At 75.3% G+C, this 23,123-nt stretch carries 21 protein-coding genes; 3 read left to right on the top strand and 18 right to left on the bottom strand.

Annotated elements, in window-relative coordinates:
• Nucleotides 1–62 precede the first annotated feature (62 nt).
• Nucleotides 63–695, bottom strand: a complete 633-nt coding sequence (locus PUR56_RS30270) for a hypothetical protein (RefSeq protein WP_329951299.1) — start codon at nucleotides 693–695, stop codon at nucleotides 63–65.
• Between the two features lie 109 nt (nucleotides 696–804).
• Between PUR56_RS30270 and PUR56_RS30265 the strand changes: the two genes are divergently transcribed.
• Entirely contained in the window at nucleotides 805–1,089 is a 285-nt protein-coding gene (locus PUR56_RS30265) for a hypothetical protein (RefSeq protein WP_329951298.1), read from the top strand.
• Between the two features lie 73 nt (nucleotides 1,090–1,162).
• Here the strand turns inward: PUR56_RS30265 and PUR56_RS30260 are convergent, their stop codons facing one another.
• Nucleotides 1,163–2,047: a siderophore-interacting protein gene (locus PUR56_RS30260; protein ID WP_329876901.1), complete on the bottom strand. Its 885-nt coding sequence runs from the start codon at nucleotides 2,045–2,047 to the stop codon at nucleotides 1,163–1,165.
• A 150-nt stretch (nucleotides 2,048–2,197) separates the two neighbouring features.
• Complete coding sequence (locus tag PUR56_RS30255; RefSeq protein ID WP_329951297.1) at nucleotides 2,198–2,740, bottom strand: MOSC domain-containing protein; 543 nt, start codon at nucleotides 2,738–2,740, stop codon at nucleotides 2,198–2,200.
• A 488-nt stretch (nucleotides 2,741–3,228) separates the two neighbouring features.
• On the opposite strand from PUR56_RS30255, the gene PUR56_RS30250 reads away from it, so the two are divergent.
• Nucleotides 3,229–4,467 (top strand): glycosyltransferase, encoded by a 1,239-nt coding sequence (locus tag PUR56_RS30250; RefSeq protein ID WP_329951296.1) that lies wholly within the window; start codon nucleotides 3,229–3,231, stop codon nucleotides 4,465–4,467.
• A gap of 80 nt (nucleotides 4,468–4,547) precedes the next feature.
• Here the strand turns inward: PUR56_RS30250 and PUR56_RS30245 are convergent, their stop codons facing one another.
• Nucleotides 4,548–5,513: a metallophosphoesterase gene (locus PUR56_RS30245; protein ID WP_329951295.1), complete on the bottom strand. Its 966-nt coding sequence runs from the start codon at nucleotides 5,511–5,513 to the stop codon at nucleotides 4,548–4,550.
• A 141-nt stretch (nucleotides 5,514–5,654) separates the two neighbouring features.
• Entirely contained in the window at nucleotides 5,655–6,902 is a 1,248-nt protein-coding gene (locus PUR56_RS30240) for an MFS transporter (protein WP_329951294.1), read from the bottom strand.
• Between the two features lie 128 nt (nucleotides 6,903–7,030).
• On the opposite strand from PUR56_RS30240, the gene PUR56_RS30235 reads away from it, so the two are divergent.
• Nucleotides 7,031–8,020, top strand: coding sequence for a LysR family transcriptional regulator (locus PUR56_RS30235; RefSeq protein WP_329951293.1), 990 nt, complete (start codon nucleotides 7,031–7,033; stop codon nucleotides 8,018–8,020).
• A gap of 96 nt (nucleotides 8,021–8,116) precedes the next feature.
• On the opposite strand, the gene PUR56_RS30230 is transcribed toward PUR56_RS30235, so the two are convergent.
• From PUR56_RS30230 to PUR56_RS30170, 13 genes are all read right to left on the bottom strand, one after another.
• A complete protein-coding gene (locus tag PUR56_RS30230; protein ID WP_329951292.1) occupies nucleotides 8,117–9,484 on the bottom strand; it encodes a carotenoid oxygenase family protein in 1,368 nt (455 codons plus the stop codon).
• 98 nt (nucleotides 9,485–9,582) lie between these two features.
• Nucleotides 9,583–10,038, bottom strand: coding sequence for an SRPBCC family protein (locus PUR56_RS30225; RefSeq protein ID WP_329951291.1), 456 nt, complete (start codon nucleotides 10,036–10,038; stop codon nucleotides 9,583–9,585).
• Nucleotides 10,039–10,125: 87 nt separating this feature from the next.
• Nucleotides 10,126–11,679, bottom strand: a complete 1,554-nt coding sequence (locus PUR56_RS30220; protein WP_329951290.1) for an MFS transporter — start codon at nucleotides 11,677–11,679, stop codon at nucleotides 10,126–10,128.
• A 154-nt stretch (nucleotides 11,680–11,833) separates the two neighbouring features.
• Entirely contained in the window at nucleotides 11,834–12,400 is a 567-nt protein-coding gene (locus PUR56_RS30215; RefSeq protein ID WP_329951289.1) for a TetR/AcrR family transcriptional regulator, read from the bottom strand.
• A 79-nt stretch (nucleotides 12,401–12,479) separates the two neighbouring features.
• Nucleotides 12,480–13,358, bottom strand: a complete 879-nt coding sequence (locus tag PUR56_RS30210; protein WP_329951288.1) for a metallophosphoesterase family protein — start codon at nucleotides 13,356–13,358, stop codon at nucleotides 12,480–12,482.
• Nucleotides 13,355–15,403 (bottom strand): ABC transporter ATP-binding protein, encoded by a 2,049-nt coding sequence (locus tag PUR56_RS30205; RefSeq protein ID WP_329951287.1) that lies wholly within the window; start codon nucleotides 15,401–15,403, stop codon nucleotides 13,355–13,357. Before PUR56_RS30205 ends, PUR56_RS30210 begins: the two co-directional genes overlap by 4 nt.
• Nucleotides 15,400–16,371: an ABC transporter permease gene (locus tag PUR56_RS30200; RefSeq protein ID WP_329951286.1), complete on the bottom strand. Its 972-nt coding sequence runs from the start codon at nucleotides 16,369–16,371 to the stop codon at nucleotides 15,400–15,402. Before PUR56_RS30200 ends, PUR56_RS30205 begins: the two co-directional genes overlap by 4 nt.
• A 6-nt stretch (nucleotides 16,372–16,377) precedes the next feature.
• Nucleotides 16,378–17,367: an ABC transporter permease gene (locus tag PUR56_RS30195; RefSeq protein ID WP_329951285.1), complete on the bottom strand. Its 990-nt coding sequence runs from the start codon at nucleotides 17,365–17,367 to the stop codon at nucleotides 16,378–16,380.
• 110 nt (nucleotides 17,368–17,477) lie between these two features.
• Nucleotides 17,478–19,154, bottom strand: a complete 1,677-nt coding sequence (locus tag PUR56_RS30190) for an ABC transporter substrate-binding protein (RefSeq protein WP_329951284.1) — start codon at nucleotides 19,152–19,154, stop codon at nucleotides 17,478–17,480.
• 299 nt (nucleotides 19,155–19,453) lie between these two features.
• The gene (locus PUR56_RS30185; RefSeq protein WP_329951283.1) at nucleotides 19,454–19,864 is read right to left on the bottom strand and encodes a nuclear transport factor 2 family protein; all 411 of its coding nucleotides are present in this window, start codon (nucleotides 19,862–19,864) and stop codon (nucleotides 19,454–19,456) included.
• Nucleotides 19,865–19,991: 127 nt separating this feature from the next.
• A complete protein-coding gene (locus PUR56_RS30180; protein WP_329876870.1) occupies nucleotides 19,992–20,411 on the bottom strand; it encodes an ester cyclase in 420 nt (139 codons plus the stop codon).
• An 80-nt stretch (nucleotides 20,412–20,491) separates the two neighbouring features.
• Nucleotides 20,492–21,259 (bottom strand): SDR family NAD(P)-dependent oxidoreductase, encoded by a 768-nt coding sequence (locus PUR56_RS30175; protein ID WP_329951282.1) that lies wholly within the window; start codon nucleotides 21,257–21,259, stop codon nucleotides 20,492–20,494.
• A gap of 141 nt (nucleotides 21,260–21,400) precedes the next feature.
• A partial coding sequence (locus PUR56_RS30170; RefSeq protein WP_329951281.1) for an alpha/beta fold hydrolase occupies nucleotides 21,401–23,123 on the bottom strand: 1,723 nt, incomplete at its 5' end.

Raw genomic sequence — 23,123 nt, 5'->3', positions numbered from 1 at the left:
CGGGGCGGAGGCCGCCGCGCCGCCCCGGCCGGGACCCGCGGCGAGGAGTCGGCGGCGGGTGCTCAGTACAGCTTCTTCACCGCGGTGTTCAGGGTGTTCTTCCACGGGATCACAGGCGGGTCGCCCCAGTAGCTCTGCCACAGGACCAGCGTCACCGTGTCGCCGTCGCGGCCCACGCCCCACAGGTAGTTGTAGTCGGGGCGCTCGGTGGCGTTGGAGTCGAAGGTGTGCATCCCCTGAAGGGTGGCGCCCTCCTCGACGTTGATCACCCCGTGGTCGAGGTAGGTTGCGCTCACGCCGGGCCGCTGCGGGGCGTGCGCGCAGGCGACGTAGTCCTGCCGGGCCTTGTCCGCGAAGGCGATGGCCTCGGCCTCCGTGTCGAAGACCGCCACCTTCTGCTGGGCGAACGCGGTCTCCGCGGTGGTGAAGTCCCGGTGCCATACGTTGACTTCGGCCGGCTCGGCGGGCCAGCCCACCGGACAGTCGAAGTCGTCGCCCCACCCCCGGGCGGTCGGGTTGGCGCGCCACGACTCGGTCTTCGGCAAGTCGGAGATGTACAGGGTCCCCGGCTGCGGCCGCCACTGGTCGGCAGCCGCCGCCCGACCTGGAGCCACCCCGACCCCCAGGGCCCCGACCGCCAGCACCGCGGCCCCCGCCGCGACCGCGCCCCCGCGCAGCCGTGCACGTACCCCCATGGCTTTCCTTCCTTCGTGCGCTTCGATCACCCCGTTCCGCCCCGGACCGGGGCGGACTCCCTTCCACGGTAGGGTGTCAGCGCCCGTGCGGCAGGGCCTTGGGGTCGGAATGACCGGGAAATCACCCGTCAGGAACGCGAAGGCCCGCCCCGGCTTCCTCTTCCGCAGGTCAGGCGCAGGAGGGCGGCGCCGGGCCGCCACCGAGGCGGCCGACCAGGCCGCGGCGCAGACCGGCGTCACCGGCGGCGGCAGCAGCCGGGCCCGGGTGGAGAGGGCCACCGCGTCCGGGCTCAGGGCGGGCAGCAGGGCCCACACCTCGGTGACGACGGCACTGATCGCCAGCAGCCACCCGGTCAGCCGTGTCCACACCGTGCCCACGGCCCCCCGTCCGTGATCGGAGTGCGATCGTAGCGACCGGCGAGGGGCCCGTCCCGGGCCGGGGGTCGCCCGGGGGTGGCCGGGTTCCGTCAGTCGTCGTCGACCGCCGGGCCGTCCTCGGCCCGCTGGTCCTCCGTCCGCCCGGCCCGCCAGTAGCCCATGAAGCAGACGGCGCGCCGGTCGATCCCGCGCTCGCGGACCAGGTGGCGGCGCAGCTCGCGGACGCTCGCCGCCTCGCCGGCGATCCACGCGTACGGCTCGCCGGGCGGGAGTTCGGCGGCCCGGACGGCGGTGGGCAGGACCGGGTCGACGTCCTCGCCCCGGTGCAGCCAGGTCACCTCGACGCCGGGCCGGCCGGTGGGCAGGTAGCCCTCCTCCCCCGGGCCCTCGACCTCGGCGAACACCCGCACGGGCAGCCCGGCCGGCAGTTCGTCGAGGATGGCCGCGACGGCCGGCAGCGCCGACTCGTCCCCGGCCAGCAGGACCCAGTCCGCGCTCGGCGGCAGCCGGAACTCGACGCCGCCGGCCTCCTCCACCGCCGGCCCGCAGACGATCACGCGGTCCCCGGGGGCGGTCTTGACGGCCCAGCGGGAGCCGGGCCCGTGGTCGCCCTGGACGGCGATGTCGATGTCGATCTCGTCGGGGTCCCGGCGCTGCGCCCGGACGGTGTAGGTGCGGAGCACCGGCCGGACGGCCGGGTCCATGGCCCGCCAGCTCTGGTACCAGCCGAACTCGCCCTCACCGGGCGGGGTCAGCGGTTCGGTCTGGCCGGGCTGCGGCAGGAGGAGCTTGATCCGCTGGTCGAGGCCGCCGTTGACGAAGCCGGCGAGGCTCTCGCCGCCGAGCGTGATGCGGGCCAGGTGGGCTGTGATGCGGGTGCTCCGGACGACGTGGAGCGGGAAGAGCACGAAGCGCGCGGGGGCGGTGGTGCTGGTCAGGGCCCTCTCTCCTCTCAGCGGGCGGGTCGGCGGCACGTCGGCGGACGGCAGCCGGTCCCGTCGAAGCTTAGGTTAGGCTAACCTATCTGTTCGCGCCCTGCCCATCCCGCCTCCGGGCCGCGCCCGCCTACGGACCCGCCCCCGCCCGCGCGCCCGCCCCGGCGCCCGCCCCGCGTCCGGGACCGTTCAGACCCGGTCGAGCGGCCGGTGCGGGCCCTCGGGAAGCTCGACCTCGATCACGTCACCGGGGCGCACCACGCCGCCCTCCCGGACGACGCCCATGATCCCGGCCTTCCGCACGACATTCCCCTCCGCGTCCCGCCCCACGACCTGCTTCAGCAGCCCGCTGCTGAAGGCGTCGATCTGCAGGCAGGGGTTGCGCAGCCCGGTGACCTCCACGACCGCCGCGTCCCCGATCCGCAGCAGCGTCCCGACCGGCAGGCCGAGCAGGTCGATCCCGCCGGTGGTGATGTTCTCCCCGAGCTGGCCGGGTGCCACCTCGAAGCCCATCTCGCCCACCTCGGCGAAGAGTTCCTCGTGGATCAGGTGGACCTGTCGCAGGTTCGGGAGCGTCGGGTCCTGCGCGACCCTCGACCGGTGCTTCACCGTGACGCCCGCGTGCACGTCCCCCTCGACCCCGAGGCCGGCGAGCAGCGTGATGCCGTCCCGGTTGGGCTTGGTGAACGTGTACTCGCCGCTGCTGCTGACCGCCGTGACCGTCCCGCCCATGGTGCGCGGACCTCCTGTTCGGACCTGATGATTCGTCCCGAGCCTATCGAGCGCCGCACGACCGCCGGCCGGCACCCTCGGCGGCCCCGGCGGCCCCGGCGGCCCCGGCGGCCCCGCCTCAGTACGCGGGGAAGGCGTAGCCCCCCGGGGTGGAAGGGCTCTCCCGGACGCCGTGCAACGCCGCCGAGGCACGGGCGTGCGCGCCCCGCCGGAACTCCTCGACCCGGCTGGCCGGCCGCTCGGCTCCTCGTGCACCGCGTACCGCAGGGCGCCGGCTCCCCGCGCGCCTGCGGGGCGTCCCGGAGCGGGAGGGGGGCCACCGGCAGGTCGTCCGCCCGCGGCGGGCGTCGAGGGGCGAAGGGGGAGAAACCCGCTCCCCCCGCCACTCTGAACCTACAGCGCATCAGGGGCCTTGCGGCAAGGCCCCCGTGATGCCGCAGAATGTCCGGCCGTAGCCAGGTCGACCTGCGAATTCACGGGAGTCATGCATGCGTGTGGTGTTGTCGGCGTACGGGTCGCGCGGCAGTGTCGAGCCGATGGTGGGGCTCGCGGTGCGGCTGCGGGAGCTCGGCGCGGAGGTGCGGGTGTGCGCGCCTCCGGACGAGGAGTTCGCGGAGCGGCTCGCCGGCGTCGGCGTCGAGGTGGTGCCGGCCGGCGACCCGGTACGGCCGCTGGTGACCACGGTGACCCCGGGGTCGGCGGCGGGCCTGGCCCGGCGGGTGGCCGACCTGATGGACGCGCAGTTCGACACGCTCGCCGCGGCGGCCGAGGGGTGCGACGTGCTGGTGGTGACCGGCCCGTTGCCGGCCGCGGCCGGTGCGCGGTCCGTCGCCGAGAAACTGGGCATCCGCTACGTGCACGCGAGCCACCAGCCGGTCAGCCTGCCGTCGCCCCACCGGGCGCCGCCCGCGCGGCGGGGCCGGCCGCTGCCCGAGGACGAGGGCGACCGCCGGGCGCTGTGGGACCTCGACGCCCGGATCGCCGACGAGATGTTCGGCGGGGAGCTCAACGCCCGCCGGGCGTCCGCCGGGCTGCCGCCGGTGACCGGCGTCCGCGACTACGCCTTCACCGACCGGCCGTGGATGGCCGCGGACCCGTTCCTGGCCCCGTGGCAGCCGACGGAGCTCGACGTGGTGCAGACCGGTGCGTGGGTCCTGCCGGACGAGCGCCCGCTCCCCGCCGGGTTGACGGCCTTCCTGGACGCCGGTACTCCGCCGGTGTACGTGGGCTTCGGCAGCACGCCCGTGCCGGATCCGGCGGGCGTCGCCCGGGCGGCCGTGGACGCGGCCCGCGCGCGGGGCCTCCGGGTGGTCCTCGCGCGCGGCTGGGCCGGCCTGGCCCCGGTCGACGACCGGGACGACTGCTTCGTCGTCGACGAGGTCAACCAGCAGGCCCTGTTCCGGCGGTCGGCCGCCGTCGTGCACCACGGCAGTGCCGGCACCACCACGACCGCCGCCCTGGCCGGCGTGCCGCAGGTGGTGGTGCCCCAGGGGGCCGACCAGCCGTACTGGGCCGGGCGGGTCGCCGAGCTCGGCATCGGTGTGGCCCATGACGGCCCGACACCGACCGCGGCGTCGCTGTCGGCCGCGCTCGCGGCGGCGCTGGCCCCCGCGACCCGCGAGCGGGCGGCGGCCGTGGCGGGCACGGTCCGCACCGACGGCGCGGCGGTGGCCGCGCGGCTGGTGCTCGACGAGGTCGACCGGGAGGGGTCGCCGCAGCGCGCGTGAGTCACGCGGGCCCGCCCGATCGCCGGACCGCCCGGCGGTCCGGCCCGGCGGCGGCCGGACCCCGGGCGGCCGGGGCCCGGTCAGCGCATCGGGCGGGGTTCGCCGTAGCGTTCCTCGAACTCGGCGTCGCCCAGGGCCTGGAGCTCCTCGCCGGTCGTCCGGCCCGCCAACAGGTCCGCCAGGAAGCCGGGGAGGGACGCGGCCCGCATGGCGTCGGTGATCCCTCCGGACACGGTCCGGACCTCGCTGTCGACGCGGCCGTCGGGGTGCAGGGTGTACGTGCGGTAGCCGGGGCCGTCGAGGCCGTGGCTCGCGTGGTCGATGCTGTAGAAGGTCGACGGGCACACGTACACGGGGCGGCCTTCGAACTCGCCGGACAGGTCGCCGTGCAGGTGGCCGGCGCCGATCGCCCGAATCTTGGGGAAGTCGCGCACCAGCAGGGCGAGTTCGCTGTCCCCCTGGGCATCCGGAGCGGTCCGGGGAAGCGGCGGCTGGTGCATCCAGACGAAGACGTGGTCGGCACCGGTGGTCGTCAGGATCGCACGGGCGCGTTCCTCCTCGACCGGGGTGAGGCCCGGTTGGGCGGCTGCGTGCACCCGGTCGTCACGGTCGCGGTAGGTGCCGTCGGCGGCGGCCTCGCGGCCGTGCGCGTTGCTGTCGAGGAACAGCATCAGCCAGTTCCCGACCCGGACGGCCGGTTCCAGGTGCACGTTGGGGCGGGGCAGGCAGGCCTGCAGCGCGTCCTGCCGGTCGTGGTTGCCGGCGAGGCAGTAGACCGGGGCGGGCAGCGCGTCCAGGACCTCGCCCATCCGCTCGTAGGCGCCCGCCTCGCCGGTGTCCGCGAGGTCGCCGGTGGCGACCACCAGGGCGGCCTCCCCGATCGCCCCGGCCGCTTCCGCGAGAACGGCCGCGAGACCCTCGTCGGGGTCGTGCGCGACGAACCTCCGGGCGACGGGGGCGTCCTGGAAGTGGAGGTCGGAGATCTGGACGATGCCGACGGCTCCGGTGCCCGGGGCTGCCGGGGTCGGGTCGGTGTGCTGCTTCATGGGCCCTCGCTCGCTCGGTGGGAAGGGTCGCGGGTCGGACGGACGCCACCCAAGGTAGGGAAGTGGCAGAACTGCCACATGGCAGTCGTGCAAACTTCTGCCGAGCAGCGTCGGGCGGTCCGGGGCCGCCGCCCGGTGCGCTCAGCCCGCCCGGCCGGCGCCCTGCGGTGCGGCGTCCGGGAGCCGCGGCGCAGCGGGCCGGCGGGGAAGGAGCAGCGGGGTGACCAGGAGCAGGAGGCCGGCGAGGGCGATGGCCCGGCGGAGGCCGACGAGGACCGCGAGCAGGCCCCAGAGGGCGGTCAGGGCGGCGACGGCGGCCTTGGCCGTGACGGACCAGGCGGTGAGGACGCGGGTCATGTGGTCGGGGGCGACCTCCTCCAGACGGTGGGTGGCCAGCACCGGGTTGAACACGCCCAGACAGGTGATCAGCGCGAACTCGACCGCCGTCACCAGGACGAGCCCGCCCGTGCCCGGCCCGACGAAGGCGAGGCCGACCGGCCAGCAGGCCCGCAGGCTACCGGCGACGAGCAGGACGCGGTGCCGTCCGAAGCGGGCGACGGCGCGCCCGGCGAGCCGTGAGCCGACGAGCCCGCCGAGACAGGGAACGGCGAAGGCGAGACCGTACTGCCACGGGGCGAGGCCGAGCCGGCGCAGGAGGAGGACGGCGAGCAGCGGCTCGACCGCCATGATCAGGGCGTTGACGAGGACGGTGTTGAGGAACAGCGGCCTCAGCACCGGGTGGGCCAGCAGGTGGCGCCAGCCCTCGAAGAGGTCGCGGGCCCGCGGCGGGGCGACGGGGGCGGGCGCGGGGCGCGGCTCCCCACCCCCGATCGCGCGCAGGCCGGCGGCCGAGAGCAGGTAGCTGCCGGCGTCGGCGAGCACGGTCACGACGGGGCCGAACAGTCCGATCGCGACGCCGCCGAGCGGCAGCCCGAGGACGATGGCGGTCCAGCTCGTGGCCTCGAACCGGGCGTTGGCGGTCAGCAGGTCCTCGGGCCGGACGAGCGCCTTCAGGCAGGCCCCGGCGGCGGCACCGAAGGTGATGTCGGCCGCCGCGACGAGCACCGACACCAGCAGGAGCTGGGGGAAGGTGAGCAGACCGAGCGCGTACCCGGCCGGGACGCTCAGCAGCGCCGCGCACCGCAGCAGGTCCATGGTGATCATCACCGGCCGCTTGCGGCGGCGCTCCGCCCACGGGCCGAGCGGCAGCGCGACCGCCGCACCGACGGCCGCACCGGCGGCGGCCAGCACCGACACCTCGGCGGGGCCCGCCGCCAACACGTCGATCGCGATCAGCGGAAGCGCGTTGAACGCGAGCCGGGTGCCGAGCGCGCTCACCGCGTACGCCCCCCACAGCCAGCCGAACCGCCGTCCCAGCGACACCCTCACCGCACTCCTCCTCCGACCGGCGGTCGACAGCCGCCATCAAAGCGGGACGGCGGACCGGGGATCAAACAACCGCAGGCCGGCCCGCCACAACCGGTGGTTGTGTCCCGCGGATCCCTAGGATGGCGGCCATGGATCTCGATGCCGTGCGCACCTTCGTCGCCGTCGTGGACGCGGGCCGCTTCCAGCACGCGGCGGCCGAACTCTCGGTCAGCCAGCAGGCGGTGTCGAAGCGGGTCGCCGCGCTGGAGCGGGATCTCGGGGTACGGCTGTTCACCCGCACGCCGCGCGGCGCCCGGCTGACCGTCGACGGGCAGGCGTTCCTGCCGCACGCCCGCGCGCTGCTCCGGGCCGAGGAACGCGCGACCGCCTCGGTGCAGGCCGGGCGGCGGGCCCTGCGGGTGGACGTCATCGGACGCCGGCTGGCCCCGGCGGCGCTGCTGCGGGGCTTCCACCGCGCGCACCCGGAGGTCGCGCTCGACGTCGTGACGCGGTTCGACGTGGACGCGGCCGTGGCCGAGCTCCGGGCCGGGACGATCGACGCCTCGTTCCGCGCCGTCACCATGCCGGGCCGCCGGCTGCCCGAGGACATCGGGGCGGTGCCCGTGCTGGACGAGCCCCTCCAGCTCCTGACCGGACCGTCCCACGCGCTGGCCGACGCCCGCGCGGTCACGCTCGCCGCGCTGGCCGGACACCGGATCTGGGTGCCCGGCATCGTCACGGGCACCGAGTGGGCGGCCTACTACGAGGACCTGGCGGCCGCCTTCGGGCTGACCGTCGAGGTGACCGGGCCGGACTTCGGTGTCGAGCCGCTGCTCGACACCATCGCCGAGGTGCCGGAACTGGCGACCTTCGTCAGCGCGCAGACCCATCTGCTCTGGCCCGCCGGCCACGACCTGCGGCGCATCACCGTGCACGACCCGACCCCGGTCTACCCGCACGCGCTGCTCTGGCACGTGGACAATCCGCACCCCGGGCTCGCCGCGCTCCGCGAGCACCTCACCGGGGCGGACGGCGCGGACGGGGCGACCGGCGCGGCCGGGACGGCGGTCGCGGAGGGCGTCGGGGGCGGTGGCGAGCACGGCGGCGGGACGTGGGTGCCGGACTGGGCGCTGCGGTAGCGGCGGTACGGCGGACGAACGGGCGCGCCCGCCCCGACCGCACGGGGGTCGCGGTCGGGGCGGGCGCCGTCCGGGGCGGCCCGGGCGGGCCGGTGGTCAGCCGAGGTCGGCGTCCGGGATCCAGGAGCCGTGGATCATCGCCGGCACCCGGCGCGGCAGGTGGACGGTGGCGACCGGCGGGAGCGCGAGGTCGGAGGCGTCCAGGACGAGGAGCCGGGAGGCGTCGGCGTTGAGGTCGCTGACCACGGTGAGCAGGTAGCCGGCGTCCTCGTCCGCGTCCGCCCGCCCGGCGGCCGGGACGAACAGGGCCTCGCTGGGCAGTTGCCCGGTGCCGACCGGCAGGAGCTGCCGCCCTCCGGTGCGGCGGTCGTACTTGACCAGGGTGTGGTTGCCGACGCCGCGGTCGTCGGGGAACGACAGCGCGTACTGGTAGCGGTGCTCGCGGCCGAGGTACGCCTCGTTGATGGTCGGGAACTCGACGGTCAGGTCGTCGGTCTGCTCCTCGCGGACCCGGCCGGCCGCCAGGTCGACGGTCCAGCGGCGACTGCGGGAGCCGGAGTTGGGCTCGGCGCCGCGGTCGGGTGCACCGATCCACCAGTTCCAGGAGCGCTGCCAGCCCTCGCGGCCCACGGCCGGGCCCTCGATCACGACGCGCCCGGCGGCGTCCTCGTAGGCGTTGGCGAAGTGCATCGCGTAGCCGGCCTCGATCGGGAACCAGCGGATCTCCGACGCCCGGCCCTCGCCGCGCGGCATGACCCCGACCCGCGCCGCCCGGGCGTCGTCCCAGCCGTACGGGATGCCCGAGTGGTCGGTCGGGTCGAAGGTGACCGAGCCCTCCAGGAAGACCACGTAGTGCTCGGTGATCACGAAGTCGTGCTTCAGGGCGGCGCTCGCGCCCGGCACCTCCTGGCTGGCCAGCACGGTGCCGTCGGGCGAGGAGACGTGGTGGATCAGGTACGGCGGGAACGGGGAGGAGGCGAAGAAGTGCAGTTCGCCGGTGACCGGATCCTCCCTGGGGTGGGCGGTCATGGCGGAGGTCAGCCGGCCGTTCCAGTCGTAGGCGCCGACGGTCTCCAGATCGGCGGTCAGCTCGAAGGGGAGGGCCGACTCGCAGAGGGCGAGCAGCCGGCCGCCGTGCTCGATGACGTGGGTGCCGGCGGTGGAGACGGTGAGGTCGGGCCCGTGCTCGGTCAGGTAGGGCGCGCCGTCCAGGGCGGGGGTCCGGACCCAGCGGTTGCGGTACCACTCGGCGCGGCCCTCGCTCAGCCTGATGCCGTGGACCATGCCGCTGCCCTTGAACCAGTGGGTGGGGGTGACGCCGGGCTTCGGGTTGTGGCTGTTGCGGATCAGCCGGCCGCTCAGCTCGGGCGGCAGGTGCCCCTCGACGGTCAGCCCGGTCGCGGTGATCTCGTCGGCGACGGGGGCGTAGTGGCCGGTCAGGTAGGGCTTGGCGGTGGCGGTCACGGCAGGAACCTTTCGCGGGCTGGTGAGCGGGTGAGCAGGTCGGGCGGGGTGCGGGGCGGGCGAGGGAGCAGGGCGGGCGGGCTGCGGGGCGGGTCGCCTCAGCGGGTGCGGCGTTCGGCCTCGGCCTTGAGGTGACCGAGCCAGCGCTCCAGGGACTCCCGCAGCGCCTGCTCCATCGCCTCGGGCATGGCGTCGACGGGCGCGCCGCTCCAGGACTCCTCGGTCCGGACCGTCACCCGGCCGTCCCCGGTCTCCTCGAACGTCCAGACGTGGATGCCCTCGATGCCGTTGGCCGGGCCGCCCCAGACGATCCGGGCGCCGGGGACGAGTTCCCGGACGGTGGAGAGGATCTCCAGGCCGTGGGTCCGCCACGTGAACGAGGTGCCGGGGGCGACCGGCGGGCCGTCCTGCCGGGCCGTCTCGATGTCCGGGTTCCACTGCGGCCAGGCGTCGATGTCGGTGTGGACGGCCCAGACGGTGGCCGGCGGGGCGTCGACCGTGACGGCGAGGCGGACGATGACGGGGGCGGTGGTGTCGATGGTGTGCGTGGACACGGGAGTTCCTCTCCTCGGCGGGACTGCGGTGCGGTGGAAACGACGGTGAACGCGGTGGGACGGGCTGCGCCGCGTGCTGCGGGGTGGTCAGCGGGGGTCGGGCAGCGGCGCGGCGGCGGCCGGGGCGGGCGGGACCGGGGCGGGCGGGGCCGGGGTCCGGGCCGGCCGGCGGAGCAGGACGAGCGCGAGGCCCGCCGCGACCGCGAGGACGAGCGCGCCGCCCAGGAACGCGACCCGGTAGCCGGCGGTGAGGGCCTCCGGACGGGGCAGCCGGCCCTCCTGCCCGGCGGTGACGGCGGCGGCGAGGGTGCCGAGGACGGCCAGGCCGACCGCGCCGCCGACCTGCCGGGTGGTGTTCACCAGGCCGCCGGCGAGCCCGGAGTCGGTCGGCGGGACGCCGGCGACGGCGATGCCGGTCAACTGGGCGAAGGCGGCTCCCAGGCCGAGGCCGACGGCGATGCTCGGGCCGAACACGTCCGTGAGGTACCCGCCGTCGGCGTCGATCCGGGAGAGCCAGAGCAGTCCGGCCGCCTCGGTCAGCAGCGCGGCGGCCAGCACCGGGGCGGCGCCGAACCGGCGGGCCGCCCGGGGGACCAGCGCAGCGCCGAGCATGTTGGCGGCGGCGAGCGGGAGCTGGCCGAGCCCGGCGGCCAGCGGACCGTCCCCGAGGACCTGTTGCTGGTACAGCGGCAGGAGGTAGAACAGCGCGATCCAGACCGAGCCGAGCAGGACCATCAGCAGGTTCGCGGCGGCGACCTGTCCGGTGCGGAACAGGCGCGGCGGCAGCAGCGGGCTCGGGTGGCGGCGCTCGGCCAGGAGGAAGAGCCCGAGCAGGAGGACGGCCGCGGCGAGGGCGGCGAGCACCAGGGGGTCGGTCCAGCCGGCACGGCGGGCGGCGGTCAGCGCCCAGACCAGGGCGGTCAGGCCGAGCGCGGCCGTCCCGGCGCCGAGGACGTCGAACCCGCCCCTCCCCCGCCCCGGCGGCTCCGTACCCGGCGCGGGAGCACCCGGCGCGGGGACGGCCTTCGCGGAGACGGCCTTCGCGGGGACGGCCGGCAGCAGGGCGACCGTTGCGGCGAGGACGAGCGCGGCCCCGATCGCCGTCGCGTGGAAGGTCCACGGCCAGCCGAGCCCCTGGGTGAGTGCGCCGCCGAGCAGGACCCCGGCGGCGCCGCCCGCGCCGGAGACCGCACCCCAGACCCCGAAGGCCCGGCCGCGCCCCGGACCGGGCGGGAACACGTCCGTCACCAGGGCGAGTGCGGCGGGGGCGACGGCAGCGGCGGCCAGGCCCTGCGCCGTCCGGGCCGTGATCAGCGCCGCCCCGCTCGGCGCCAGCCCGGCCGCTGCCGAGGAGGCGGCGAACAGGGCCAGTCCCCCGAGCAGGACGCGCCGTCGGCCCAGGAGGTCCGCGAGGCGACCGCCGGCCAGCAGGAGTGCCCCGAAGGCGAGCCCGTAGGAGTTGACGACCCAGGACGCGCCGTCGTCGGTGAGGCCGATGCCGTCCCGGATGCTCGGGAGGGCGACGTTGACGATCGAGGTGCTGAGGATGACGACGAACTGCGCCCCGGCCAGCGCCGCCAGCGCGGTGCCCGGGCCGCGGCCCTCGCGGACCGGAGCGGGTCGGGTTCCCTGCGGACTCATGACACCCTCCTTCCATTCTATGAGTGATAGACCACTCACACTCGCGGCCAAGGAAACGACGGTGCCGTCCGGGCCGCTGCGCGCGGACCTCCGGCCCCGCCGGTGCCTCACCAGGGGGATCGAGCGGCCACCGGGTCGCCCCGGGGGCGGTGGGTCAGTAGTGGGTGATGCCGGCCGCGAGGGTCCGCGTCCACGGCGCGTCGACGGCCTCGACGCCCAGCGAGACCAGCAGGTGGCAGAGCATCCCCGTGGCGAAGAACTCCTGGACCTGCCGGTCGTCCCCGCCGGACGCGCCGCGGACGTACTCCACCAGCCGGGCGTACCCGCGCCGGACCGCCTCCCGGACGGCCGGCTCGGAGACCGCCGCCGCCTGGGCGTGCAGCTGGAGCAGCATCAGGTCGTGGTCGCTGATCAGCTTGGCGTAGGCGTCACCCATGGCGGCGAGCACCAGCTCGGACGAGCTCCCCTTCGCCTCGGCCGCACCCCGCTCCAGACTGCCCCGCACGCGGACGAAGCAGTGGTCCACCACCGCCACGAACAGGGCTTCCTTGCTCGGGAAGAGCCGGTAGACGTAGGCCTGCGAGATGCCCGCGGCCTTCGCCACCTCCGTGGTGGTGGTGCCGAAGTACCCCCGCGCGGCGAAGGCCCCGATGGCGGTGCGCAGCACCGTCTCGCGACGCTCCTCGGCGGTGGACAACTGGCGGGGTCGCTCGTTCTGCATGTGAGTACTCAACCACTCACACTTCCCGGCCGTCAACCCCCGTCAACCGCAGTCAACCCTCGCCGGCACCGCCCGGCCCCTACAGGCGGACGGCGAAGCGGGGGGCGGGGCGGACCGCGACGGGCGGCGCGGGGGTGGCGGGGAGGATGCGGCGCAGCGGACTGGGGGCGCCCCGCGGGGCCCACTCGCGCGGGTAGCCGAGGGAGACCTCGTGGAACGGGACGCCGTCGGTGCGGGTGGTGCGGGGGATGTGGAGGTGACCGTAGACGACGGCCGCCGCGTTGAAGCGGCGGTGCCAGTCGGCGGTGTGCTCGGTGCCGCACCAGAGGGCGAACTCGGGGTGGCGGAGCACGTAGGTCGGGTCCCGCCGGAGCGGGAAGTGGTTGACCAGGACGGTAGGCACGGCGGGGTCGAGGGCGGTGAGGCGGGCCTCGGTGACGGCGAGGCGGGCGCGGCACCAGCTGTCGCGGTCGGGGTACGGGTCGGGGTGGAGGAGGAACTCGTCGGTGCAGACGACGCCGGCCGCGTAGGCGGCGGCGAGCGCGTCGGCCTTGGTCGTGGTGCCGCGCGGGCGGAACGTGTAGTCGTACAGGACGAAGAGCGGGGCGACGGCCACCGGGCCGCCGGGGCCGGTCCAGACGGGGTACGGGTCCTCGGGGGTCGAGACGCCGAGGCTGCGGCAGAGTTCGACGACGGCGCGGTAGCGGGCGTCGCCGCGCAGCTGGACCGGGTCGTCGGTCGGGGTCCAGAGCTCGTGGTTGCCGGGCGCCCAGACCACCTTGGCGAAGCGCTCGCTCAGCAGGCGGAGCACCCGGGCGATGTCCTCGAAGCGCTCGGCGATGTCGCCCGCGACGATCAGCCAGTCGTCGGCGGAGCCGGGGTACAGGCGGTCGACGACCGCCCGGTTCTCGGCGTAGCCGACGTGCAGGTCGCTGGTGGCGAGGAGCGATCCGGTCATCGACGTGCCTCCACGAGGTTGGTGGCGTCCAGGAGTTGACGGGTGTAGGGGTCGGCGGGGCGGTCGAAGAGCTGGTCGACGGTCGCGGTCTCGACGAGCCGGCCGTCCTTCATCACGGCGACCCGGTCGGCGAGGTGCTGGACGACGCCGAGGTCGTGGGAGATGAAGAGCAGTGCGAGGCCGAGGTCGCGGCGCAGGTCGGCGAGCAGGTCGAGGATCTGCGCCTGGACGGAGAGGTCGAGGGCGGAGACCGGTTCGTCGCAGACCAGCAGCGTCGGGGCCGGGGCCAGTGCGCGGGCGATGGCGACGCGCTGGCGCTGGCCGCCGGAGAGCGCGGTCGGGCGGCGGTCGAGGAGGGTGGCGGAGAGCCCCACCTGGTCGAGCAGTTCGGTCACCCGGCGCCGTCGTTCGGCCCCGCGCGGCACGCCCGTGCGGGCGACGGCCTCCGCGACGAGGCGTTGCACGGTGAACCGCGGGTCGAAGGAGCCCAGCGGGTCCTGCTGGACGGCCTGGATGCGGAGGCGGTCCGCACGGCGGCGGCGTTCGGGCAGCTCGCTCCACGGGCGGCCGGCGAGGTGGACGGTTCCGGTGTCGGGGCGTTCCAGGCCGAGGACGATCCGGGCCGCGGTGGTCTTGCCCGAACCGGACTCGCCGACCAGACCGAGCGTCTCTCCGGCGTGGAGCCGGAAGGAGACCTCGCGGACGACCTGGCGGCCGGCGAAGGACTTGGTGATCCGGTCGACGTCGAGGAGCGGGGCGCCGGAGGCGGACGCGTCGGACGCCGAGGTGGCGGGGGCGGACTCGGCGAGGGCGGACGCGTCGGAGGTGGACGTGGCGGGACCGGGCGTGGCCGGGCCGGACGCGTCGGGACCGGCCGGCGTGCCGGCGGACCGCGCGGTGAGACCGAGGAGGACCGGTTCGCGGACGGTGAGCGCCACCGTCCCGGGGTGCCAGCAGCGCGCGCCGAGCGAGTCCACCGGCGGGAGGGTGCTCCGGCAGGTCGGGTCGGCGGCGGCGCAGCGGGCCGCGTACGGGCAGCCGCCGGGTTCGGGGGCGGCCTGCCGGAGGGGTTCGGGGGCGAGCCGGGTGCCGCGGGTGCGGGCGCCGGGGACGGCGTCGAGCAGAGCGTGGGTGTAGGGGTGGCGGGGGTCGCGGAGCAGGCGCTCGGTCGGGCCGGTCTCGACGATCCGGCCGCCGAACATGACGGCGACCCGGTCGGCGAGCCGGGCCACCACCGACAGGTCGTGGCTGATCAGCAGCAGGGCGGTGCCCTGGCGGCGGAGGCCGTCGAGCAGGTCGAGCACCTGGGCCTGGACGGTGACGTCGAGGGCGGTGGTGGGTTCGTCGGCGATCAGCAGGTCGGGTTCGGCGGCGAGGGCGGAGGCGATCAGGGCGCGCTGGCGCAGGCCGCCGGAGAGCTGGTGGGCGTACTGGGCCGCGCGCCGTCCGGGCTCGGGGACACCGGCGCGTTCGAGGAGCCCGCGGACCCGGTCGGGGATCTCGTCGCGGCCGGCCAGGCGGTGGACCCGCAGCGGCTCGGCGACCTCGGCGCCGACGGTGCGCAGCGGGTCGAGCGAGACCAGGGCGTCCTGGAGCACGAGGCCGATCCGGCGTCCGCGCACGCCGCGCCACTCTGCCTCGGTGAGGGCCGTGAGGTCGCGGTCGTCGAAGACGAGCCGGCGGGCGGTGACACCGGCGGGCGCACGGGTACCGGGACCGGCGGCGGCGTCGGTGAGGCCTACCAGGGTGCGGGCGGTGACGCTCTTGCCGGAGCCGGACTCGCCGACCACGGCCAGGCACTCCCCCCGGTCGAGGGTGAACGAGACGTCCCGGACGGCGTGCACCGCGCCGAACCGCACGTCGAGCCCGTCGACGGTCAGCAGGGGCGCCGGCCCGGCGGCCGACGGGGCCGGCGCGTCGGTCCGGGCCCGGTCGGTGGCCTGCTTCGAGGTGGGTGCGGCGACCTTCGCGGTGGCCGGGGCCGGGGCGGTGGCCGGTGCGGTGGCCGGTGCCGCGGTCTGCTTCGGGGCCTGCGCGGACGTCATGCCTCGGTCCTCCGGGTGAAGCGGGCCTGGGCGCGACGGCCGAGGACGTTGACGACGAGGGCGGCCGCGGTGATCGCCGCTCCCGGGAAGACGCCGATCCACCAGGCGGTGGCCAGGAAGCGCCGCCCCTGGGAGAGCATCGCGCCCCACTCGGGGCTGGGCGGCTGCGGGCCGAGGCCGAGGAAGCTGAGCCCGGACGCCGCGATGAGCGCCGTGCCGAAGCCCACGGTGGCGAGGACCAGCATCGGCCCGACGGCGTTCGGCAGGACGTGCCGGACGATCAGCAGCGGGCGCGGCAGGCCGAGTCCGACCGCCGCCTCGACGTACCCCGAGCGGCGGACGACCAGCGTCTCGGCCCGGACGATCCGTGCGTACCCGGGGACGAAGGCGATCGCGATGGCGAGCATCACGTTGAGCGAGCCGGTGCCCAGGACGGTGACGGCCAGCAGCGCGAGCAGGATCGGCGGGAGGGCGAGCAGGACGTCCGCCAGCCGCATCAGCACCTGGTCGGCCCAGCGTCCGCCGAGCGCGGCGGCGAGGCCCAGCGCGGTGCCCCCGATGACGGCGAAGACGGAGGCGCCGAGGCCCAGGAGCAGGGACGGCCGGGCGCCGTGCAGGACCCGGGCGAACAGGTCGCGGCCGAGCTGGTCCGTGCCGAACCAGTGCTCGGCGCCCGGAGGGGTGAGCGCCTCGACCGGATGGGTCTCCACCGGCGAGACGGAGGTGAGCAGCCCGGGGGCGAGGGCGGCGAGGACCAGCAGGGCGAGCACGGCGACGGCGAGGGCGAACCCGGTCCGGCGGACGAGCGACGCGGCGGAGCCAGCCGACGGGGAGGTGCGGGCGGTCCGGCCGCCCGGCTTCCCCGGGCCGGGCCGGCCGTCCGGACCTCCGGGACCTTCCGGACCTCCCGGTCCGGCCGGGTCGCCCTGCTCGGCCGGATCGGCGGTGGCAACGGTGTTGTGGGCCATGGGAGTTCAGCCGTTCCTCAACCGTGGGTCGATGACGAGGTAGAGCAGGTCGACGAGGGTCGAGATGACCACGAAGACCAGCGCCGAGAGCAGGACCAGCCCGATCACCAGTGGCAGGTCCTTGTTGGTGGTCGCCTGGAGGGTGAGCGCCCCGATCCCCGGCCGGCCGAAGACCGACTCGACGAGCACCGCGCCGCCCAGCAGCGACCCGGTGAGCCAACCGGTCAGGGTGACCACCGGGACGGCGGCGTGGCGCAGCGCGTGCCGGAGCACCACGGCCGCCGACCCGAGCCCCCGTGAGCGGGCGGTGAGCGCGAACGGCCTCCCGAGGGCGGCCTCCAGTCCCTCGCGCAGCACCTGGGCGAGCATCCCGGCCACCGGCAGCGCGAGCGTGACGGCGGGCAGCACCAGGGCGGCGAACCCGTCGTCGCCGGCGACCGGGAAGATCCGTAGCTGGAACGAGAAGGCGGTGAGCAGCAGGATGCCGATCCAGTAGGACGGGCTGGAGACGGCGAGCAGTTCGGCGAGCGAGCTGAGCGCCCGCAGGGCGGGCCGCCGGCCGGCCGTGACCACGGCCGCACCGACCGCCAGCAGGACGGCCAGCGCCAGGGCGGCCAGGCCGAGCCGGACGGTCGGACCGAGCTGATCGCCGATCAGCTCGGCGACCGGCCGCTGGAGCTGGAAGGACTCGCCGAGGTCGCCGGTCAGCAGGTGGCCGAGGTAGGTGACGTACTGGACCGGCACGGACCGGTCGAGTCCGTACTGCTCCCGGATCGCGGCCTTGACCTCGGGGGTGGCGGCGGTGCCCGGCCCGAGCATGACGGTGACCGGGTCACCGGGGATCAGCTGGAGTGCGGCGAAGGCCACGGTGGCGGCGCCGAGCAGGACGGCGAACGCCCCGAGCAGGCGGCGCAGCACGGCGCGCAGGACGCGGACGGCGGCGGGCTGGCGGACGGCCGCCGGGGTGGCGGCGGCCGTCGGTCGGGTGGTGGTCATCCCTCAGTTCCAGGAGTTCGGGCGGTGGGTCCGGGAGTCCGTGTGTCGGCTCCGGGCCCGGCTTCGGCTTCGGTTTCGGCTTCGGGTGTCCGACCGGCCCGTGCCGGTGCTCACTGGGCGAGCCAGGCGCCGTGGAAGGCGAGCCAGGTGTTGGGGTCGGCCTTGAGGCCGCGCACCTTGGCCGAGGTGCCGACCACGGCGGTGCGCACGTACAGCGGGACGATCAGGCCGAGGTCGACGGCGCGCTGCTGGGTCTTGCCGTAGACGTCCTGGCGGACGGTCTTGTCGAACGTCCCCTTGCCCGTCGTGGTCCACTCGTCGAGCTGGGCGTCCTGGTAGAAGGTCGCGTTCTGGCCGCCGGTGGACGGCTTGCTGGCGCTGTGGAAGTACAGCCGCAGGACGTCCGGGTCGAACCGGGCCCAGCTGTAGTCGGCGATGTGCTCCTTGCCGCCGTAGACGTTCCCGATGTAGGTGCCGATGTCCAGGCGGGGCCGGGTGATCTCGACGCCGATCTTCTTGAGGTCGGCCTGGATGGCCTGGCCGAGCGTCTCACGCTGCTCGCGGACGAACTCGGCGGGCGGCAGCGGCCACGACAGGGTGAGTCGCTTGCCGTCCTTGGTGCGGTAGCCCTCGCTGTCGCGGGCGGTCCAGCCGGCCTCGTCCAGGGCCTTGTTGGAGGCCGCCTGGTCGTACGGCCAGGACTTCTCCAGCGCCTTGTTGTAGTACGGGGTGGTGGGCGAGACCGGGCTCCAGGCGCGCTTGAAGACGCCGAAGTAGACGGACTGGATGTCGGTGTCGAGGTCGATGCCGCGCTGCACGGCCTTGCGGACCTGCGGATCGTCCAGCGGGGCCTTGGTGGTGTTGAGGACGAGCGCGTAGTTGGCGCCGGGCGCGTCGGTGGTGACGGTGCGCAGCTTCGGGTCGCCCTGGACGGTCTTGACGTCGGTCGGCGGGATCGGCTCGGCCACCTGGACCTGGCCGCTGTTCAGCGCGCCGACCCGGACCGAGTCCTCGGTGAGGAAGCGGATGGTGAGCTTCTCCAGGTACGCGGGCCCCTGGTGGTTGGCGCTCGACGGGGCCCAGTTGTAGTCGGGGTTGCGGGTGAAGACGGCGCTCTGGCCCTTGGTGTAGCTGCTGAACACGAACGGGCCGGTGCCGACGTCGGCCGCGCCGCCGGCGCCCAGCTTGGGACCGTTCTCCTTGATCGTCTTCGGCGAGTAGAAGCCGAGGTAGGCGGTGCTGGCCGCCTGGAGGAACGGCGCGAACGGCTCGCTGAAGGAGACCTTGACGGTGCGGGTGTCGACCACCTCGGTCCCGGTGTACGGGCCGAGCAGGCTCGCCGCGTACTGGGACTTGGTCTCCTTGGCCACGATCCGGTCGAAGTTGGCCTTGACCGCCTCCGCGTCGAAGGGCGTGCCGTCGGTGAACTTGACGCCGTCGCGCAGGTGGAAGGTGTAGGTCTTGAGGTCCGGCGTGATCTCCCACGAGGCCGCCAGCCAGGGCTGGAACTCGCCGCTCGCGTCCTGGTGGACGAGGGAGTCGAAGACGTTGCGCTGGATCGCGCCGGTGATGTCCTGCTGGCTGACGTGGATGTCGAAGGAGATCGGCTCGACGTCGGTGGCGTAGGTGAGTGCCCCGCCCTGGACCGGCTTGTCGGCCGAACCGTCCTGGGCCGCCCCCGGTCCGCCGGAGCCGGCTCCGGAGCCTGAGCTGCAGCCGGCCAGGAGCAGCATCCCTGCGGTGAGGGCGGCGAGCAGCGGGAAGGGCCGGGGCCCGGTGATGGGCATGCTGATGACTCCGTCTTGGTGGGAGGGGACGAGCTGGGGAATGCCGAGAAGCTATCGGCGGGCGCACCCCCGCGGACCCCTACCGGACCCCTAACCCACCCTTAGGACGGGCCCTGAGCGGCACCCGGACCGAAGGCCGTCCCGGCACCCCGGCCACTGCCCTGACCTGCACCGCGACCCGTTCGGCGGCCGGCCTCGGGGTGCCCGGGGCCCCGGACGGGCCGCGGCACGACGCGGCCCGGGCGCAGGACGCCCGGGCCGTCGGACAGGCCGCTCGGCCGCACCCGGCGGCCCGCCGGTCAGGCGTGGTGGTGGCGGCGCGGGTAGCGCGGCACGGAGCGGCGGTGGGCGATCCGCCAGCCGTCCGCCGTGCGGGTGTAGACGTCGAAGTAGTCGCCGTTGTGGACCGATCCGTCGGGCAGGATCGCCAGGTAGCGGCTGCGGCCCCGGACGGTACCGTCCTCGTCCACGGTGAGGACGGAGTCGAGGGTCTGGTGGTCCGGGTGGTCCTGTCCCAGGTCACGGGCGAACACCCGGATCTTCTCCAGGCCGGTGAACACGGCTCCGGTGCGGGCGAGTTCGATCACACCGTCCTCGGCGAACACCCCGGCCAGCGCATCCGCGTCCGCGTTGTCGAAGGCGTGGGAGAAGCGGGCGAGCAGTTGGCGCAGCTGTTCGGCGTCGGCCGGGCTCAGGTCGGCGGCGGTCATGGGGATTCCTCCTGGCGGATCGGTTCCGGGGTCGGGTTCGGCCGAGCGCCCCCGGGCCCGGCCGACGGCGGCGCCGGCCGGGCCCCGGGGGCCGGAGGGGGCGGCGGTGCGCCCCGGTCACGCAGGGTCAGACGGTGGCCGGGGCCAGCTGCTGGACGATGCCCAGGCGGTCGGGCAGCACGTTGTAGCGGACCACCTTGTTGTCACGGACGGTCAGCCAGCTGATGCTGTGCCCGACGAAGGACCGGCCGGTGGCGGGGACGCCGAAGACCGGGCCGACGTGCACGCCCTCGATCCGCCAGAAGGCGATCACCCGGTCGCCCTCGGCCACCAGGTCCTCGACCGTGGCCTTGACGTCACGGACGTTCTCCCAGAGCCAGCGCAGGTGCTCGCGGAAGTCCTCCCGGGTCCCGCTGCCACCGGGGCCGACCCTGGTCTCGTCGGCGGCGTCCTCCGCGACCAGCTCCTCCAGCAGTTCGACCCGCTGCCCGGTGACCAGCTCGTGGTAGTACCGCTCGACCAGGGCCTTGTTCGCCTCGATGCTCATCGGTGTTGCTCTCCTCGTCAGTTGGGATAAATCGGGGGTACTTCGGTCGGTGCGGTACGGCGGCGGGCCGCCGTACCGGGTCAGCGGCCCCGGGCCGGCGGCGGCAGCAGGATGCCGCCGTTGGCGCTCAGGCCTCCGTCGACGGGGACGGTGACCCCGGTGACGTAGGAGGCCGCCGGGGAGGTCAGGAACCAGACCACCTCGGCCTGTTCCCGCGCCTCGGCCCAGCGCTGGGCGGGGATCCGGCGGGTGATGAACGCCGAGAACTCCGGGTCGGCGACCTGTCCGGCGGTCAGCCCGGTGACGGTGCCGCCGGGCGCGATCGCGTTGATCCGGATCCCCTCGGCGGCGTAGTCGATGGCCGTGCCCCGGACCAGGTTGATCACGGCCGCCTTGGTCGCGTTGTACGCCCAGGTGCCCGGGTCGCCGCGCAGGCCGGAGACCGAGGAGGTGGCGACGATCGCCCCTCCCCCGGCCTCGCGGAGCGCCGGCACCGCGGCCCGGATCCCCAGCACCACGCTGCGCACGTTGACGGCGAAGAGGCGGTCGAACCGCTCGATCGCGCCCGGGGCCTCCAGCGGACCGCCGCCGCCGGTACCGGCGTTGAGCACCGCGGCGTCCAGCCGGCCCCACCGCTCCTGCGCGAGGGCGACCGCGGCGACGTTGGTCTCCTCGGACGACACGTCGCCCACCAGGGTCGCCACGCCGTCCAGCTCGGCCAGCGCCTCCAGTCCCGCCTTGTCGACGTCCACGGCGACCACGCGGTGGCCGCGCTCCGCGAACAGCCGGACCGTCGCCTCGCCGATGCCCGACGCCGCTCCGGTGACCAGCACTACCGGATCCGTCATGCCTGTTTCCTTCCTCTCGTTGCGGCTGCCGCGCCGCTCGCCCGGGTTGTCGTACCCGGCACGGGCGGCGGGGTCGGCCGTGTTCCTCGTGGGCGGTCCCGCCAGGTCGTACGGTCCCGCCCGGGGCCGGCAGGCCCGTCGTCAGCCCTGCCGGGTGCGCTCGATGCGGTCGATCCACCCGCGGACGGCCTCGGCCGTGGTCGGGGTGTGCTGCTCCAGCACGGTGAAGTGGTCGCCGGGGATGTCCAGCACCTCGTGCGGCACCGGCCAGTAGGCCCGCCAGTCCTCGCGCTCCGCCGTGTCGACGACCATGCCGCGCAGCGGCGTGTCGGCGCGCAGGGCGAGGATCGGCGCCGCGACCGGGCTGGGCTCCCAGCCGGCGAAGACGTTGTTGTACCCGCCCATCGAGGTGAGGCTGGAGTCGCTCCAGATCATGTCGTACTGCTCGATCCGGTCGATCATGCCGCCGAGCATCGCGTGCAGCCACCACTCGCCCATGCCCTCGCGGGCGGCGCTGTCCATCGGGTACGAGTCGACCAGGACCAGCCCGGCGACCGCCCGGCCGCGCGCCTCCAGCCGCTCGGCGACGGCCTGCGCGACGCAACCGCCCATCGAGCGCCCGACGATGACGAACGGCCGCTCGTCGCCCAGCAGTTCGAGCACGGTCTCGGTGTGCATGTCGAGGTAGGTGTCGAGGTGGTCGGGCAGGAGGTCCGACGGGTCCCAGCCCGGGGACGGCACGACGAAGACGTCCCGCTCGCCCTGGAAGGAGTGGCCCAGCCGGGCGTACTCGTGCGGCCCGGAGATCGCGCTCAGCGCGGGGAACGCGACGACGGCGAGTTCGCCGCTGCCGGAGGCCAGCCGGATCGGCTTGAGGACGTGCCGGGCGCGCTCCTCGGCACCGAACCTGGACCGCAGGTGGGAGGCGACACCGATCAGCGCGGACGCCTCGGGGAAGCTGCCCTGGGCGGCCAGCCGGCGGTAGAGCGTGGAGAGCGGGTGGCGCGGGTCGTCCACCGGCGCACCGCCACCGCTCCCGTGCACGGCCGCCACGCTCCCGGCCGCCGTTCCGGCCGCCGCCCCTGCCGGGGCGGTGCCGGCCGGCGCCGCCCCGCCGGAGGCCAGCAGCTCCGTGATCAACACGGCCAGGTGGTCGGCCAGTTGCGTCGGGTCCGGGTGGTCGAAGGTGATGGTCGGGGCGAGCCGCAGACCGGTGACCGCGGTGATCCGGTTGCGCAACTCGACCGCGCTCAGGGAGTCCAGACCCAGTTCGTTGAACGGCCGGGCGGCCGGAACGCCGCCGGGGTCGCTCCCGAGCACGCCCGCCACCTCGGCGCGGACCAGCTCCAGCACGGCGGCCGGCCGCTCGGCCTCGGCCAGCACCGCCAACCGGGACAGCAGCGCCGGTGCCCCGCCGTCGCCGGTCGCCGCCCTGGCGGCCCGGCGCGGCGCCGGAGCGAGGGTCCGCAGCACCGCCGGGACGGGCTGCTGCGCCCGGACGGCCGCCAGGTCCAGCGGCGCGGCCACCAGGTAGCCGGCGTCCACACGGGCGGCCGCCTCGAACAGGCGGGCGCCGCGCTCGCCGGAGATCGTGCGCAGTCCGGCGCGGGCGGAGCGGCGGAGGTCCGCGTCGGTCAGGTGGCCGGTGATGCCGCTGGCCTCCTCCCACTGGCCCCAGGCCAGGGACTGACCCGGCAGGCCGATCGACCGGCGGTGCGCGGCCAGCGCGTCCAGATAGGTGTTCGCCGCCGCGTAGCTCCCCTGCCCCGGACCACCCAGGACGGCGGCGACGGAGGAGTACAGGACGAACGCGGCCAGGTCGTGGCCACGGGTCAGCTCGTGCAGGTGCCGGGCCCCGTCCGCC

The sequence above is a fragment of the Streptomyces sp. BE303 genome (assembly GCF_036290945.1).
In the GTDB taxonomy this organism is placed as follows: Bacteria; Actinomycetota; Actinomycetes; order Streptomycetales; family Streptomycetaceae; genus Kitasatospora.
This window is presented reverse-complemented; position numbering and strand designations above follow the sequence as displayed.